20 protein-coding genes and 1 tRNA gene are annotated in these 16,160 nt (G+C 35.4%); 14 read left to right on the plus strand and 7 right to left on the minus strand.

Translation table 11 applies throughout. The annotated features are described in order from the left end of the window. Together ACJMLZ_RS01795 and ACJMLZ_RS01800 are read left to right on the plus strand one after the other, a co-directional pair. Positions 1-1,836, plus strand: a 1,836-nt coding sequence (locus ACJMLZ_RS01795) for a Zn-binding domain-containing protein (RefSeq protein ID WP_405303671.1), incomplete at its 5' end; no start/stop codon positions are given. 28 nt (positions 1,837-1,864) lie between these two features. Further along, positions 1,865-2,398, plus strand: a complete 534-nt coding sequence (locus tag ACJMLZ_RS01800; protein ID WP_405303672.1) for a macro domain-containing protein — start codon at positions 1,865-1,867, stop codon at positions 2,396-2,398. Here the strand turns inward: ACJMLZ_RS01800 and ACJMLZ_RS01805 are convergent. Next, positions 2,382-3,521 carry an aldo/keto reductase gene (locus ACJMLZ_RS01805; RefSeq protein WP_405303673.1) on the minus strand — a complete coding sequence of 380 codons (1,140 nt, stop codon included), beginning with the start codon at positions 3,519-3,521 and terminating at the stop codon, positions 2,382-2,384. The two genes, ACJMLZ_RS01800 and ACJMLZ_RS01805, sit on opposite strands and share 17 nt — an antisense overlap. Before the next feature lie 190 nt (positions 3,522-3,711). Between ACJMLZ_RS01805 and hypA the strand changes: the two genes are divergently transcribed. The 9 genes from hypA (at position 3,712) to ACJMLZ_RS01850 (ending at position 9,503) form a co-directional block, all read left to right on the plus strand. Then, a complete protein-coding gene (gene hypA / locus ACJMLZ_RS01810; protein WP_405303674.1) occupies positions 3,712-4,089 on the plus strand; it encodes a hydrogenase maturation nickel metallochaperone HypA in 378 nt (125 codons plus the stop codon). A gap of 18 nt (positions 4,090-4,107) precedes the next feature. Next, the gene (hypB, locus tag ACJMLZ_RS01815; RefSeq protein ID WP_405303675.1) at positions 4,108-4,764 is read left to right on the plus strand and encodes a hydrogenase nickel incorporation protein HypB; all 657 of its coding nucleotides are present in this window, start codon (positions 4,108-4,110) and stop codon (positions 4,762-4,764) included. An 18-nt stretch (positions 4,765-4,782) separates the two neighbouring features. Continuing rightward, a complete protein-coding gene (locus ACJMLZ_RS01820; protein WP_405303676.1) occupies positions 4,783-5,814 on the plus strand; it encodes a DUF354 domain-containing protein in 1,032 nt (343 codons plus the stop codon). Positions 5,815-5,868: 54 nt separating this feature from the next. Next, positions 5,869-5,941, plus strand: a tRNA-Ala gene (locus ACJMLZ_RS01825). Positions 5,942-5,973: 32 nt separating this feature from the next. Beyond that, entirely contained in the window at positions 5,974-7,056 is a 1,083-nt protein-coding gene (locus tag ACJMLZ_RS01830; RefSeq protein ID WP_405303677.1) for a hypothetical protein, read from the plus strand. Positions 7,057-7,069: 13 nt separating this feature from the next. Then, positions 7,070-7,528, plus strand: a complete 459-nt coding sequence (locus ACJMLZ_RS01835) for a DUF1890 family protein (RefSeq protein WP_405303678.1) — start codon at positions 7,070-7,072, stop codon at positions 7,526-7,528. A gap of 1 nt (position 7,529) precedes the next feature. After that, on the plus strand, positions 7,530-7,844 hold the full coding sequence (locus tag ACJMLZ_RS01840) for a DUF1894 domain-containing protein (RefSeq protein ID WP_292603436.1): 315 nt from the start codon (positions 7,530-7,532) through the stop codon (positions 7,842-7,844). Continuing rightward, a complete protein-coding gene (locus tag ACJMLZ_RS01845; RefSeq protein ID WP_405303679.1) occupies positions 7,841-8,785 on the plus strand; it encodes a methionine synthase in 945 nt (314 codons plus the stop codon). The genes ACJMLZ_RS01840 and ACJMLZ_RS01845 overlap by 4 nt, the downstream gene beginning before the upstream one ends. A gap of 13 nt (positions 8,786-8,798) precedes the next feature. After that, complete coding sequence (locus ACJMLZ_RS01850) at positions 8,799-9,503, plus strand: alpha/beta hydrolase (protein ID WP_405303680.1); 705 nt, start codon at positions 8,799-8,801, stop codon at positions 9,501-9,503. A 60-nt stretch (positions 9,504-9,563) separates the two neighbouring features. On the opposite strand, the gene cobM is transcribed toward ACJMLZ_RS01850, so the two are convergent. Then, the gene (gene cobM / locus ACJMLZ_RS01855; RefSeq protein WP_405303681.1) at positions 9,564-10,316 is read right to left on the minus strand and encodes a precorrin-4 C(11)-methyltransferase; all 753 of its coding nucleotides are present in this window, start codon (positions 10,314-10,316) and stop codon (positions 9,564-9,566) included. A 98-nt stretch (positions 10,317-10,414) separates the two neighbouring features. On the opposite strand from cobM, the gene ACJMLZ_RS01860 reads away from it, so the two are divergent. Genes ACJMLZ_RS01860 through ACJMLZ_RS01870 form a run of 3 tightly spaced genes read left to right on the plus strand, consistent with a single transcriptional unit; the run spans position 10,415 to position 11,733 of the window. Next, a complete protein-coding gene (locus ACJMLZ_RS01860; protein ID WP_405303682.1) occupies positions 10,415-10,810 on the plus strand; it encodes a hypothetical protein in 396 nt (131 codons plus the stop codon). Next, positions 10,807-11,304 (plus strand): hypothetical protein, encoded by a 498-nt coding sequence (locus ACJMLZ_RS01865; protein WP_405303683.1) that lies wholly within the window; start codon positions 10,807-10,809, stop codon positions 11,302-11,304. The genes ACJMLZ_RS01860 and ACJMLZ_RS01865 overlap by 4 nt, the downstream gene beginning before the upstream one ends. A 60-nt stretch (positions 11,305-11,364) precedes the next feature. Beyond that, positions 11,365-11,733 (plus strand): hypothetical protein, encoded by a 369-nt coding sequence (locus ACJMLZ_RS01870; RefSeq protein ID WP_405303684.1) that lies wholly within the window; start codon positions 11,365-11,367, stop codon positions 11,731-11,733. On the opposite strand, the gene ACJMLZ_RS01875 is transcribed toward ACJMLZ_RS01870, so the two are convergent. The 5 genes from ACJMLZ_RS01875 to ACJMLZ_RS01895 all read right to left on the minus strand — a co-directional run bounded on the left by ACJMLZ_RS01875 (position 11,730) and on the right by ACJMLZ_RS01895 (position 15,893). Next, the gene (locus ACJMLZ_RS01875; RefSeq protein ID WP_405303685.1) at positions 11,730-12,491 is read right to left on the minus strand and encodes a TatD family hydrolase; all 762 of its coding nucleotides are present in this window, start codon (positions 12,489-12,491) and stop codon (positions 11,730-11,732) included. The genes ACJMLZ_RS01870 and ACJMLZ_RS01875 overlap by 4 nt on opposite strands. A 3-nt stretch (positions 12,492-12,494) precedes the next feature. Further along, positions 12,495-13,259 carry a polyprenyl diphosphate synthase gene (gene uppS, locus ACJMLZ_RS01880; protein ID WP_405303686.1) on the minus strand — a complete coding sequence of 255 codons (765 nt, stop codon included), beginning with the start codon at positions 13,257-13,259 and terminating at the stop codon, positions 12,495-12,497. Positions 13,260-13,289: 30 nt separating this feature from the next. Next, a complete protein-coding gene (mtxX, locus tag ACJMLZ_RS01885; protein WP_405303687.1) occupies positions 13,290-14,006 on the minus strand; it encodes a methanogenesis marker protein Mmp4/MtxX in 717 nt (238 codons plus the stop codon). A 161-nt stretch (positions 14,007-14,167) separates the two neighbouring features. Next, positions 14,168-15,541 (minus strand): 2,3-diphosphoglycerate synthetase, encoded by a 1,374-nt coding sequence (locus ACJMLZ_RS01890; RefSeq protein ID WP_405303688.1) that lies wholly within the window; start codon positions 15,539-15,541, stop codon positions 14,168-14,170. A 64-nt stretch (positions 15,542-15,605) separates the two neighbouring features. Then, positions 15,606-15,893, minus strand: a complete 288-nt coding sequence (locus ACJMLZ_RS01895) for a UPF0058 family protein (protein WP_405303689.1) — start codon at positions 15,891-15,893, stop codon at positions 15,606-15,608. Positions 15,894-16,160 lie beyond the last annotated feature (267 nt).

Genomic DNA, 16,160 nt, shown 5'->3' on the forward strand with positions numbered 1-16,160 from the left:
GGAGTTACCTGCACTAACGCTTTGGAATTGGGCATTGATATAGGCTCTCTTGATGCTGTTATTATTTCAGGTTATCCTGGAACAATGATTTCAACCTGGCAGCAGGCGGGAAGGGCAGGCAGAAGCAATCAGAAATCTTTAGCCATATTGATTGCTTTTGAAAATCAGCTTGATCAATATTTTATGAATAATCCGAAGTTCTTCTTCGACAAACCTCATGAAAATGCAATCATTGACTTAACCAATCCGATTCTACAGGAAGCCCATCTTTTATGTGCAGCAAAGGAACTGCCTTTAAAATACGGCGAAGTTGAAAAATATTTTGGCATAGATGATGATTTGCTGGATGATTTGGTTTCCAATAAGGATTTGCACATAAATTCCCGTGGGGATTACATGTATCCTTATGATGACAATCCCGCATTGGACCACTCCCTGGACCAGATTTCAGGCCAGGAGTTTAAGGTGATGAACAACGGCAGGCTATTGGAGACAATGGAACGTGCTCAAGTTTATAGGGAAGCTCATGAAGGAGCTATTCTGATTAATAAGGGAGACACTTATGTTGTAGATAGCGTAAGCCTCTCAAGAGGATTTGTCAACGTTACACGAAAGGATGTCGATTATCACACGATGGTTTTAAACCAAACAGACATTTCCATTAAAAAGAAACTGTCCAAGACAAAATACGGCAAGCTTACAATCCACTTCGGTGAGCTGACTGTAAGCGAAAACTACTTCAAATACAAAAAGATGCAATTTTCAAAAGCCATAGGAACCTATCCTCTGGATCTGCCTCCTTTAAAATTCAATACCAAGGGTTTGTGGTTCACTATCCCGAAAAATGTTAAGGACACGCTGGAAGATATGTTTGCAAATGAGGAGGAAGTTTTTGCCGGAGGTCTTCACGGAGCAGAACATGCCCTGATTGGTTTGTTTCCACTCCATACGATGTGTGACAGGTTCGATATTGGCGGTCTTTCAACTAATTATCATGAAGATACTCAGGAAGCAACCATCTTCATTTATGATGGATATGAAGGCGGAATTGGAATCTGTGAAAAGGCCGTGGACGTATTCATTGATTTGTTAAAATCCACAATTGACCTGATTGATAATTGTGATTGCCAGAGCGGATGTCCTGCATGCATATACTCCCCGAAATGCGGCAACGATAACAAGCCGCTTCATAAAAACGCAACCAAATATATCCTTGAGTATATGTGTAAGTTAATATCGAATGAGGATTTGGCGGTGCATGAGGAAATAAACGAAGAGGTTGTGCCCAAAGCAGTCGTCAACGATGAGGATGTTCTGTTTGAAGAGGCATTGAATTTATATGATAAAAAGGATTTTTCCCAAGCAAAGGACATCTTAAACAATATCCTAAATGTTAATAGGAATCATGTTGACGCCCTTTCATTGATGGCTCAAATATTATATGAGCAAGACCAGAATGACATTTCCAAATTGTTTTTCAAAAGAGCTTTTGCTATCGATAAGACAAATGAAAGAGTCAATGAACTTGATGTTTTGTTGAATGATAATCAATCAGTTAATCATGAGGTTGATGCCGAAATAAATAGCTTGGATGATGAGGAAGTCTTATATGAAGAGGCTTACGATTTATATGAACAGGGAGATTTGGAGACCTCTTTCGAAATTCTAGAAAAGCTTGTCGATTTTGACAGTAAAAATGCAGATGCGCTTGCCCTGATGGGATTGATATATTATCACTCCGGAATATTTTCAAAGGCAGTCGAGTACTTTAAAAAAGCCTATAAAATAAATAAAAATAGTGAAATGGTTAAAGAGTTGAAGATGAGAGTGGCTTGAGTTATAAGTTGATTGGAGATGGATTTGGATGCAAAGCAGTATAAAAGTTAAAAAAATTGATATTACAGAATTGGATGTTGATGTGATTGTAAATGCCGCAAACAGCCAACTTTTACAGGGTGGTGGCGTATGCGGAGCGATATTTCGCAAAGCAGGTTCATCAGAACTTGCAGATGCCTGTGCAGATATTGGAGGTTGTGAAGCTGGTGGTGCCGTAATTACTCCAGGGTTTAATCTTTTGGCCAAATATATAATTCATGCTGTTGGTCCTATCTGGCAGGGTGGGGTTAACAATGAAGCGGAACTGCTGTGCAATGCGTATAAACAGTCATTAATTTTAGCAAAGGAAAACGGCTGCCATTCAATAGCTTTTCCATTAATCTCATCGGGAATATACGGTTATCCAAAAAATCAGGCATGGGAAATGGCAATTAAATCCTGCAATGATTTTATAAATCATAATCCGGAGTATTCCATCGAAATTATCTTTGCGGTATTAAGCGATGAATCTAAAGAAATGGGTGAATATGCAATTAATGAATATTTCACCCGTATGGACTGAAACCGTCTTCAAAGTGTTCACATACCTTTTCAAGCTCTTCGGGAATGTCAATTTTCTGTGTACAGTGTTCAACACATGTTCCACAGTAGGTACATTCGCTGGCAGGAACCTTTTCATCACCTAACTTATCATAATAAAGTCTGTAGATGTTTGATTCAGGTTGGTTTTTACTGGTATTGTATAAATTGAAGTATTCGGGAATAGGAATCATTTCAGGACAGGCATCAATGCAGTATCCGCATTCGCTGCATGCAACAGCGACTGATTGCCTAAGTTTCAAGGCCATATTTTCTAAAAATTCAATTTCGCTGTCGTTTAATGGCTCAAAATTTTCATAGGTGTTGAGGTTATCATCCAAATCACTCATTTTGCTCATGCCGCTTAAAACGATTTTAACATGTTCCAGTGATGCGCAAAATCTTATGGCAAAACTGGCTATTGATTTATCCGGGTTGAATTCTTCAAAATCGTTTTTAATCTCATCAGGCAGGTTAACGATTACTCCACCTTTCAGAGGTTCCATTACATAAACGTCAAGGCCATGTTCAACGCACAGGTCATAGCATTTGCGGGCTTCGATGGCAGGATCTTCCCAGTCGAGGTAGTTCAGCTCCAATTGGACAACATCGAGGATATCTCCGTATTTGTCGAGAACCTCTTTTAGAAGTTTTGAATCGTCATGAAAGCTGAATCCTATTTTTTTTGCAATTCCCTCATCTTTCATTTTTTTAATGTATTCAAAGGAGTTGCATTTTTCGGCTAGTTTCAGCCATGGGACATTTATGTTGTGTATGAAGAAAACATCGAAGTAATCGATTCCTAATCTTTCAAGCATTTCGCCGACGAATTTGTCGTTGTCTTCAGGTGATGTCAATGCCCAGGTTGGCATCTTATCACAGATTTGATAGGATTCTCGAGGGTATCTTTCAACCACTGCTTTTCTGATTGCGGTTTCACTAACTCCTCCGTGATAAGCATAGGATGTATCAAAGTAGTTATATCCTTTTTCCATATATTTGTCAACCATTTTGTTGAATAACTCCTGGTCGACGGATGTTGGGTTATTTTCATCGGTTAGGGGCAGTCTCATACATCCAAAACCGAATTTAGTTTTGTAGGTCATAGTCATATCTCCAATTTTCATTGATGTTTCTATATTTGGATTTGAAAATATTTAAATGTTGTTAATTGCAACAGTTGTGTATTTTTCATATTTCTCAAGTATTACATGGTATTACTTTAAATATTAAATAGGTTTATTAATAAACAAAACTAAATTTATAATGTTAATATTTATAACAAGGAGAAATAAAATGCATGAATTATCAATGGCTCAGGGGATTATTAATGCAGTAATAGATACTGCAGAAAGTAATAATGCGTCTGAAGTTAATGAAGTTACTATAGAGCTCGGTAGATTGGCTATGGTTAATCCTGAACAATTGAAATTTATTTTAGGGGTTTTAGTTGAAAATACCATAGTTGAAGATGCAGAAATTAAATTTGAAGAAATTCCAGTAGAAGTCAAATGCTCTGAATGTGAATTCCATGGAGATGCTATACTTGATGATAAGGATCATTATGCTCCAATGGTCAAATGTCCAAAATGCGACAGTTTAGCGGTTGAAATTTTAAATGGAAAAGATATAATTGTTAAAAATATTGTTATAGAGAAACCTGATGATAACTAGATTAATAAAGGTGAAAATATGCACCAAATAGCAGATGTAGAAGTAGCAAAAAATATTATGGACGCTAATAAAAGATTAGCTGATAAAAACTTGAAAAACTTAGAAGACAATGGAATATTCTGTGTTGATTTTGTTGGAGCTATAGGTTCCGGTAAAACAACATTGATTGAAGAAATTATTGATAATACTGATTATAAAATAGGTGTTCTTGCAGGTGATGTAATCTCAAAATTTGATGCTGAACGTATCAGATCCCATAATGTTCCAGTTGAAGGTTTAAACACCGGTAAAGAATGCCATTTGGATGCACATTTAGTAGGTCATGGTCTTCATGATTTGCCATTGGAAGATTTGGACATGGTGATTATTGAAAATGTAGGTAATTTGATATGTCCTGTTGATTTTGAACTGGGCTCCCACATGAGAATGGTTGTTGTAAGCGTCACCGAAGGGGATGACACTGTAGAAAAACACCCAATCATATTCCAGACATCCGATGTCATTGTCATCAACAAAATTGATTTGGCCGATGCGGTCGGTGCCGATGTTGATAAGATGGTCTGTGATGCTAAAAAATTGAATCCTAATGTTAAAGTTATTACATCTAATTTAAAAGAAGGCACAGGATTAGATGAAATTATTAATGCTATCGATGAGAAAAAGAATAGTTTATAGATAATTTAGGGTGGTTGCATGAAAGTATGGGTTGACATATCAAATGCGCCTCATGTGAGGTTTTTTAAGGATGTAATTAAATATCTTGAAGCCGAAGGCGAAGATGTGATTGTTACAGCAAGGCAATTTGGTGATATTCATAAGTTATTGGAAATGTATGAAATCGACTATATATCCGTTGGAAAACATGGAGTGAGTCTCTACGATAAGTTAAGGGAAAGCACCCAAAGGGTTTATAATATGGTGGATATCATAAATGATGAAAAGGTGGATGTTGCCCTTAGCAAGCATTCCATAGAACTTCCAAGAATTTCTTTTGGTTTGGGAATTCCAAGTTTATATGTCCTTGATAATGAGCACGCATTGGCCGCGAATAAGTTAACTCTTCCTTTGTGTGACAGAATCATCACCCCGAATATAATCGATTTCTGGAAATTGATGAAATTTGGTGCTGATCCAAATACAATAATTCCATATGATGGAACTTCAGAATTGATGCATTTCAAAAGCTTTGAATACAATGACAATGTTTTTGATGATTTAAATCTTGATTTGAAACATCCAAAAACCATTTTGATGAGGCCGGAACCTTCACTTGCTTCATATTTGGATGCGGATTGTAGAAAATCAGTTTTATCTCCTATTGTCGATGAGCTAAAAAATGTAGCCAATATCTTAATATTGCCAAGATTCAAAGAACAGGCAGACATATTTGAAGGAATTGAAAACGTTTCAATTTTAAAGCCTCCAGTTGACACATCAAGCATCATCAAAAAATGTGATTTGGTGATTGGTGCTGGTGGTACAATGAATAGGGAAGCTGCAATTTTGCAGACTCCGGTCATTTCCTGTTATCCTGGCGAAACATTATCTGTTGACCAGTATTACATCAACAAGGGTTTAATGTACAGGTCACATGATAGTGATGCTGTTATTGATAAGGCATTGGAGTTCATTGTCAATCCTCATGAAAAAATTGAAATAAAAACTGATGATTTGTTCCAAATAATTATTGATAATTTATATGATTTGGCTGAAAATGGCAAATAGTTTTTATATTAAAATAATCAAATATTATTATTGTATTTTGATTTATGTTTTTTTGGGCTGGTAGCTCAGATGGTAGATCGTCGCCTTGGCATGGCGGAGGCCCCGGGTTCAAATCCCGGTCAGTCCATTTTTATATTGAAGAAAGATTGTGATTGGAATATGTTATTAATTGCTCAGAATCATTTACAGTTAATCGTTGAAGTAGGACTCATGTTATTTGTTACAATGGTGTTCTGTCTTAACTTGATTCCGTTATCATTAAGTGTTGTAACATTTTTATCTTTATTTATATTGGGTGGTTTTACACTTCTTTTCGGAGCAGATATCTTTTTACTTATTTTGTCATCAAGCCAAGCCGAATTTACTCACCCATTTGGACCAATAGCATTGCTTGGAGCCGTAACTGCTTTGGCTTCGCTGAAAGTTATGAAAGAATCGGGTGTGGACATAAGACCGCTTAGAAGATTTGTGATATTGTTCATTGTAGGTATCACAGTATTCGGAGGTTTAATGCATAGATCTTTCTTATTGTTATGGTTATTAGGACTGTTTTTAGGTTATGTAATAATATCCAAATCCTTCAGGGAAAAAACCATCTTGACCGGTAGAAGGGTTATGATGTTTTTGGGTCTTGCACTTGTAGGTTTTGTATCTCTTGAAGTAGTAGCCAGAATAACTGGAATGACAATCTTTTCTCCGATGTTAAGGATGGCTAGAATTGAGCAATACTCTTTAACAAGTATTAAAACAGTATTAAATAACATTCAATTAATTGGGCATAGCGGTAATGCCTCTTACTGGGGGGCTGAAGGAACGGCCTTTGCTGAGGGCTATGTAACATTACCAATGCAGTTGGTTCTATTCTTCGGTTTGCCTTTCCCGATGTTCTTTGGTGTGCTGGTCAATCAGAAGGATACAATCGACTATATGCTTCCGGGCATATTCGGATACGGTTTTGACTTCGGTATATTGGGATTGGCAGGGTTAATGGTATTTGTTCTTGGAACAATGATTATCGGTTTTAAAATCTTAACTATATACAGAGAAAAAAGAGAGAAAAACAATAAGAAATACTTAGGAAAAGAAGTATTATTGACAGGTGCATTAGCTGCATTCTGCGCACAATCCCTAATAGGTGTGTTCGCATTTAACAGAACAATTAATGGTATGGCATTATTGACTTTCATATTTATAGGTGCATTGATTTTGGCTAATGTAGTCACACTCAAATCAAGATCATAAAGGAGTAATTATTATGAAAGCATTGGTATTACTGGGGTGTCCAGAAACTCCATCACAAACTCCTATGGCTGTTTATGTTTTTAATAAATTAACAAAAATAGGTTATGACGTAACAATAGCCGCCAATCCTGCGGCTAAGAAATTAGTAAAAATATCTGATCCTGAAGATTATTATAATTTAAATCTCGTTGATTTGGAGAGAACTTTAGGCGAAATTAATGAAGGGGACTATGATTTGCTGGTAGGGTTTGTACATAAGGATGCAGCCGCTTCATTTTTCGTGACTTTTGATCAAATTTTAAACACTAAATCTTTAGCATTGGTATTCTCAAGGGATGAAGATGAGGTTGCGGAATTTGTTAATATGATTGAAGAAAGTGGAAGCAATGCAAAAATTGCATCTGTTAGGGCATTCCATAATCCTTCACCTATTAAAGTTAAATTTGATAAAGCAATAAAGGAGTTTGAATAAAATGTCATTTTGTTTAGATACTTACCTTCAACAATCTGATAACTATGAAATTCACGCATCTAAGGCAGGGTTTAAAGACTGTGCAATGATAATCAGATTTAAGGCTGATGACTTGGTTTATATTAAGCCTGGAGATGAGGTTTTGGGAGTGAGGGTTATTGGTATCCCACCGATTCCAATAGGATTTGACCATGAAAAGGGAACTGTTTTTCTTCCATACACTAAACCTTGCCACGGAACATCGGTTGTGGAATTGCCGATTGATGAAGAAGAAGTCGAAAAAATTAGAAAATTGGATACAGGTAATAAAAAATGAAATCAACTGTTGTCGGAAGTTTCCCTGTAGATGTAAAGGGTCCATCTTCTAGTAAAGATAAGCTATTAAATGTATTCGGGGCCTATGATGAATATAAACAGTCCATAAAGGACAGTGTCATTGCTCAGCTTGATGCAGGAATAGACATTGTATCCGATGGTCAGGTAAGAGGGGATATGGTTTCTATTTTTACAAAATATATTCCCGGAATGAAATTGGAAGACGGAAACACTGTCGTCGTTTCAAAAATCAGAAACCCCATCCAGGAAATTTCTGTCAATGATTTAAAGTATGCAAAAAAGGTAATTAAAGATTATTATAACGGCAATATTCCTGAAGGAAAAGGCATAAAGGGAATCATTACCGGACCAACCACTATCATACATTCTTCAAGGATTCAATCTTTTTATAAAAATAAAGAGGATGCAATTATTGATTTGGCCCATTCACTTAAGTTTGAAGTTGATGCCATTGCCAAAAAGGTCAATCCGGTCTATATTCAAGTGGATGAACCGTTTTTATCAACTGGAATGGTTGACATGAAAGTGGCTAAGGAAGCTATTGACATTTTGCATGAAAACCTTGAAGTTCCTTTGGCAATGCATGTTTGCGGAACTCTTGACAATGCATTCAAGGACATTGCCAAATTCAATGTGGATATTCTTGATATGGAATTTGCAGGAAATAACGTTAATCTTGATGTTTTGGAAAAAAATGCTGGTTTAATACAGAACAAGAAAATAGGTTTCGGATGTGTCGATTCGTCGGTTAATGAAGTTGATGACGTCAGTGACGTTGATGAGTTGGTTTCTAAAGCAATCGATATAGTCGGTAAGGATAATCTGCTTCTTGATCCTGATTGCGGCCTTAGAAGAGCGCCACGTGATGTTGCTTTTGAAAAATTAAAATTGATTAATCAAATTAAGGATAAATACAGTTAATTTTGATGGTAACATGAATAAAAAAATTAAAATTGTCATTATAATAGCTATTGCATTAATTTTAGCTTATGGTGTTTTTTACTTAACAGAATATTTTCCAGCTGAAAAAATAGCTAACGACTGTTTAAATGGAAGTGAAAATGTTTCTGTTAGCAAATGCGATTCAGGGCTATTTTTGGATGGTCCCGGCAATGATACCGCTTTGATATTCTATCCTGGAGCTAAAGTGGAGTATACAGCATATCTGCCGTTATTGTCTAACTTGTCAAATAATGGTGTTGACTGTTATTTGGTCCAAATGCCTTTTAACTTAGCGTTGATGGGAGAAAATAGTGCTGATTCCATTATAGATGATGGCAATTATTCCCGTTATGTTCTTGCAGGTCATTCTTTAGGCGGTGTCGTGGCTTCATCATATATTAATCACACTGGAAAAGGTGATGGATTAATTCTTCTTTCCGCATATCCTAATTGTGGAATAGATAAACCTGTTTTATCAATTTATGGTTCTGAAGATAAAGTATTGAATATGGAATCATATAATAAGTCTAAAGGGTTGATAGATAATTTTACGGAGTTTGTTATTGCTGGAGGAAACCATGAACAATTTGCATATTATGGTGAGCAAAGTGGTGACGGAATTGCATCCATTACTCCGCAGGCCCAACAGATTCAAACTGTCGATAGGATTTTACAGTTCATTAACGGTTTGGCATAATATTTAATTTTATAATTTTTTTAAAAAAAGAGTATTTTAGGAAATGCGTGATTTCCTAATTTAGCGATATTCATGTTTAAAGTTTTTGTCATATAGCTTGGATGCATTAAAATCACCAGGGTCTAATACATCTCCCACTACAATCATTGCAGTCTTTGTTATATTGGCATCTTTTACTTTTTGTGCAATATCTGCAAGTGTTCCTCTAATTATTTGCTGGTCTGGCCAAGTTGCCTTTTTCACAACTGCCACGGGAGTGGTTTCCTCATAACCAACAAGCAATTCGTCAACTACCTTGTCGATCATTCCAATACCCAGGAATATGCACATTGTAGCATGATGTTTGGAAAAACTTGAGATACTTTCACCGGCAGGTTTAGGGGTTCTGCCTTCAGGACGTGTAATGATGACACTTTGTGAAATTTCAGGAAGTGTCAGTTCAGCTTCCAGGACACTGGCTGTTCCGAATAGGGAACTTACTCCAGGAATAATTTCATATTCGATGTCATGTTTTTTCAGTTCACGAATCTGTTCTGCAATTGCACCATAAATTGAAGGGTCTCCAGTATGTACACGGGCTACCAATTTGCCTTCATTAACTGCTTTTGTAATTATTGCATCAGTTTCATCTAAATTCAAATAAGCGCTGTTGTGTATTTCACAATCTTCTTTAGCAGGATTTAAAACATCCTTATTTACAAGTGAACCTGCATAAATAATAACATCCGCTTTTTCAATGACTTTTCTTCCTTTAACGGTTATTAAATCAGGGTCTCCCGGACCTGCACCAATGAAAATAACTTTTCCTTTCATGATATAATTTTTTACATCAAGTATTATTTAATAATTATGTATTAAATTTGACCTTTAATTTTGACAAAATTTATTAATAGTTAAAGTAATTAAAAAATATGGATAAAAAAGGATTTATTTCGCTAGAATATTTATTTTCAATCTTTATAGTTTTAATAATTGCTTCAGGATTGTTATTTTTTTCACAGTCTACAATAGAGTCAAGCAATAATATTGAAGACACAATGCAACATAGGCTAATTTTGGATAAGACAGCTAATCTGATTAATCAGGTGAATGCCCATGGGGAAGGTTATTGCGCATACTTTCACTTGGATTCAAAACCTGGCTATTATGTAATTACAGTTGAAAAAGACAAATTGACGATTGAATTTTCAAATAAAAAGGGTGAAACATTAATATTGCCAATATCAACAGATGAGAAATATAAGTTATATAGCGGCAGAAGCTATCTGGTGAGTAAATCAGCTAACGGCAAGATTGTGATAACATGAAAGAAAACAGGGGTCAGATAAGCGGAGAGTTCATTTTTTTAACCGGCGTAATCATAATGATTTTGATGTTGTCGGTTGTATTCATTGCAAGTGAAAACGAGCTGAACATTGCTATGAGTGCTGCCCGCAGCGGTGCAATTGAAGGGGTTGGAACATCATCAGCAGGAATCTATGCAAAGGATACCTATAATGACTATTCCGATTCAGGAAATGGCCTGTTGCATCCATATTCGATAGATATTGTAAACATCAGCTATAGTGAATTGGGAATGGATGATGCTTATGGAAAAAAGAAAATTCAGTTTAAGGTATATGCAAAATCATCAAAACAATACACCAAAAGTGAGTTGGATTCTATTGGGGATAGGATTAATTATAATCTAAGAAAATCATTGGCAATCAGCTTCAATTCCACTTCTTCAACAAATAAATTATATAATCCGGTTTTTTCGCCTCATTATGTTTTCACGACAGCTAATGTTAAATGGCTTTAGTTTTATATAATATCAAGTCTAATTCTAAAATATAACAAAACTTAAATTTTTTGTGATAGTATGTATAGTGATGAGGAAAAAAAGCAATTGATGCAAGATTTGGCTGAAATGGAAACTTTCAAAGCTGATGTTGGTGATGAAGGCAAAATCCTGCAGGAGGATTTGAAGGAATTCTTTATAAATGATGTTGGTGATAAGGAGGATTTGATTTTTAGGCTGGAATTGTATTTCTATGCATTTAAGCTATTCTGCAGGCGGTCCGTAAAGATAGACAGAAATCAATTCACAATATTTTTAAACGATTCTCTTTTGGAATGGAATTTAATCAAATTGGTAATGGATGATTTTACAGACTTTGAATTGGAAATTGAAGCTGTAAAAGAAAATAAAGATGTTTTAATTAATTTAAATTTCACTTACCATTTTTAGATTTTGAAGATTTTGCGGGCATTGTTGGATGTTATTTCTCCAACGGTGCTTAAATCCATATCCTTGATTTCAGCTATTTTTTTAACTGCGTTAACGACATTGACAGGTTCGTTTCTTTCTTCTTTGGTTATGGCCAAATAAGGACTGTCGGTTTCAGTCAATATATAATCCAAATCTATTTTTTCAATTAAATCCTGATGATGCTTTGAATAGCAGAGCATTGTTGAAAAGCTCATGAAGCAATTGTCCCTGTTCATGATTCTTTTCGCAGTCTTTAAACTGCCGCCATAACAATGAAAAACAAAATATGGGATGTCATCAAAGCCTTCAATGATATTAACCGCTTTTTTCTCGCAGTCTCTTACATGCATTACAATTGGAACCTTATATTCATTGGCAAGATTTAAAAAGCTGGTAAAAATTTCCTGCTGTCTTTCACGCATAGCCTTGTCGGTTACATAATAATAATCCATTCCGACTTCGCCGATTGCCACAATTTCCGAAAGGTTAGTGATTAGATGAGCCTGTGCATCTTTCAGTTCTTCATCGGTTGAATTTTGTGAGCTTACAGGATGAAAACCAAAAGTGGGATAGATGAAACCTTCATATTTTTTTGAAAGTTCTAAAACATTTTGATTGCTATTTTTATCAAATCCTGAAGCGATTATCAACTCTAGCTTATCTTTCGCCCTTTGTATGACTTCATCACGGTCACTGTCAAAGTCCTTAAAATCAATATGGCAATGGGTATCAATCATCGTTTAAACTCCAAATCTTCTGTCTCTTGCTTGATATGAACGAATAGCCCTTATAAAATCAACTTTTCTTAATTCAGGCCATAATGTTTCACAGAAATATAATTCGGAGTATGAAGACTGCCAAAGTAAAAATCCGCTTAAACGCTCTTCACCGCTTGTTCTGATAATTAGATTTGGATCGTCCAGTCCTCCGGTGTAGAGGTTTTTGCTTACTAAATCTTCATCAACGTCATCAATGGTGACTTTACCGTCCTGAACATCCTGAATAATTTTTTTGATTGAGTCAATGATTTCTAGACGGCCATCATATCCAATGGCTAAGTTTAATAGTCTTTTATTGTAATGTGCTGTTGCTTCCTCAGCATCCCTGATGGCTTCTTTAACGTCATCCGGAAGCAATTCGGTTCTGCCGACAACATTAACCCTAACTTCATTTTTGTGGATTTTTTCATGGTCAACTAATCTTTTAAAGTTGATGACAAACAGTTTCATCAAGCCGTCAACCTCATGTTTTGGCCTGTTGAAGTTTTCAGTTGAAAAGGCATATGCAGTAACGATTTCAATTCCAAGCTCAACGCTCCAATCAAGGACTTTTTCCAATGTGTCCACTCCCAGTTCGTGTCCTTTGAGAACGTCCGTATTTCCTTGGAGTTTGGAATATCTTCTGTTCCCGTCCATGATTATTGCAACGTGTTTTGGCATCTTTTCCGGTTTTAAATCACGTGTAATGTACCATTCATACAATCTATAAAGTATATTCTCAGCCATTTAAATCCCTTAATATAAACTCATCATAATTCAGTCTTTTGCTAAATCATTAGCAAGAATTAAGCTTCTGACATATCCTTCAATGCTTTGGTCTCGACTTGTATCAATGTAAGTTCTGTTGATTCCAAAAGTTACAGCACCATAACTTGGCCAGGAGTTAAGAAGAACAAGTGTTCTGAAAATTATATTTCCAACCCTTCCGTTTGGAGCGATGATTATATTGCATTTGTCGTTTATCGCTTTTTCAATTAAAATATAATAGTTTTTAACTTCTTCTTCGGTGTTCTCTTCAATAAGTTTGGTTAGCTTTCTGCTGTCTTTTATGGAATTGGATACTTCTTTACCTCTTCCAAAGTCATCTTCTCTACCTTCAGCAAGCACTGCAATTTTTGGAGTTTTTCCAACTTGTTTGAAGAATTCAATACAATTCATAGTTATTTTGAACTTTTCTTCAACAGTATTGCCTTCATCGATTCCAACAGGAGTTAATAAAAATTCATAGCCGTTTCCATTAACGTAAGTCGCTCTTGAAAGGTTAGGATATTTTTCTTTCAATTCCTTCATAATATTTGATGCAGGAAGTGATCCGCGAACTACACCATCGATTTTTTTATCTAATACTGCTCTGATTAGGTCATCATCACTATAAATTAGGTTAATATCTGTTTCAGGGTGTTTTTCTTTGAAAATATGACATGCTTGAATAATATTTTCATTTTCTCCAACACCTATAGCTATTCGTTTCATTAATTTAATATTATGTATTTCATTATAAAATAAGTTTTTCTAATTAAGTCATATTTTAACTAAAAATAGAGTTGTGATGTAAAAAAATATATAACTTTTTTTAGCCTATATTTCAGATTAAAATCCTATAAAAAAAGAAAAGGAAAAAATTAATTTTTTTCCTATTTGCTGAAATCAGAAATGGCTGAATCAACCAATTTTATAACTGACTCGGCTAAATCAGGATAAGAATCATCTATTGCAACAGGAATGTTGTCACAGTAAACGACCTTCAATCCAGCAGCTATAGCATCTTTTGTTGCAACATCGACTGCGGCTGCCTTAAGCTCAGTCAACATGACATCTGCCTTATCCATGTATTTTTCCATGTCCTCGCGCAGCAAAGGCCTATTGGACAAGTGAGATGTTGTTCCAATGATTTCACAATTGTAGTTGCTTTCCAGATAATCCACCAATTTATCTTTGACGTCTTCAGGAGCGGTTGTTGCAAACAATACCTTTTTGTTTGAAATGTCATCCAACGGTTTAGGCCTGAACACAGTGGATATTACAGTTGCTTCAGGGTTGATGTCACTTACGAATTCTTCAATAGATTTTATCTTGTCTTTATCGGCCATAGGTTCTTCACACATTGTTAAAATTATTAAATCACCTAAACCTATCCTATATGGTCCGAAGTAGGTAGTAAGATTTTCTATAGGTTGATTTGCTCCGATAAGCACAATCTTTTTATCGGTTTTGATAGGAGGTATTGCAGCACCGCTTCCCTCGAAGATTGCAAATTTGGAGTCAACTTCGTTGGCTAGTTTTGCACCTTTTTTCATGTTTGTAAGGAATACTTCACCTGCCATTCCGCCGCCGCAGCGTCTGCACCCTATGGTTAAAATCCTGCTCATCAATGCATCTTCCCAATGATCACTGGCCGCATGGACTCCCTTCTCGGACTGTTCAAGCAGGAATTCAGCATTTATTTCCAATTCTTCGCCATGTACAATTTCAGGCTCTTCAGGCCCTCCCCTTCCCATCGCAATTACGCATGGCTCATATCCATTTTTATCAATCAGTCTTGATACGAATCCGGAAACTGCAGTTTTCCCGATACGTTTGCCTGTTCCAAGAATTGTGATTGATGGCTTTTCCATTATTTCATATTGGGATGTCGGTTCAAATTTGAAATCAGGGCCTTCGTATGAAATGCCTTCGTTGAGGACTTTACACGCTATCTTAAATCTTTTAGGATAGTCCAGAATAGGTTCATCGCTCAAGTCCATTACAGTTTCAATATCATATCTTCTAATCATGTCAACTATGAGGTCATAGGGAATGTTTTTATCTTTTGCAAATTGAACCGGAACTCCTAACTTTTCAGAGTAAGATTCTTCGGAGTCGTCTCTGAGCTTTTCGGTTCCTCCTATAAAAACAGCTGCGGCTATATCAATGTGCTCTAAATTATTTAAAGTATCTATGGCCTGCTTGGTAACTGGCAGGTAGTGTTCTCCATCAACCAAACAAAGCATTCTATTAACACCTTTCATAATACTACTATGAAAGTTATTGTTATTAAAAATATTTAAAAAAAGTAAAAAAAATTAAAGGAAACTAAGCTACTTTAAGTTCCTTTTCAGATCTTGTAACTAAATCTGCCAATGAATTGCGAACATTTTCTGGAATAGAGTCATCCTCTTTATCAGCGATAACTTGGGAGATGATTTTACAAAGGACAAAAATCGCATGTTTATGTTCTGCTTTTGTCTTATGAATATGGTGCGGACTAATTTTTAGTGAAATGTATTCGCTACAGTCATTAGTTATCTGAGTTTCTTCTTCCAAGTATTTTAAAACATATACTAAAAATTGATGTAATTGTATCATTTCATCCTTATACATAACTATCTAACCTATAAAAATTAACTATTCTGTTAGTTAATGATAAATTATATGATATTATAATTTATTACTCACTTTTTTCTAATAAGGATATATTTATTTTAATCCTATTTAAATATTGCATCACATTTATACTACAATTTTTGTTGCATCAATTTTTTTATAAAATGAATTTGATATTATTTAAGATTTATATTGAATTCATTGGTTTCAATGATTTTTGGTAGTCTTCCGATGCTTCCGATATTGTTTTCGGATATCAAGAGG

The organism is Methanobrevibacter sp., assembly GCF_045126245.1.
Lineage (GTDB): Archaea > Methanobacteriota > Methanobacteria > Methanobacteriales > Methanobacteriaceae > Methanocatella.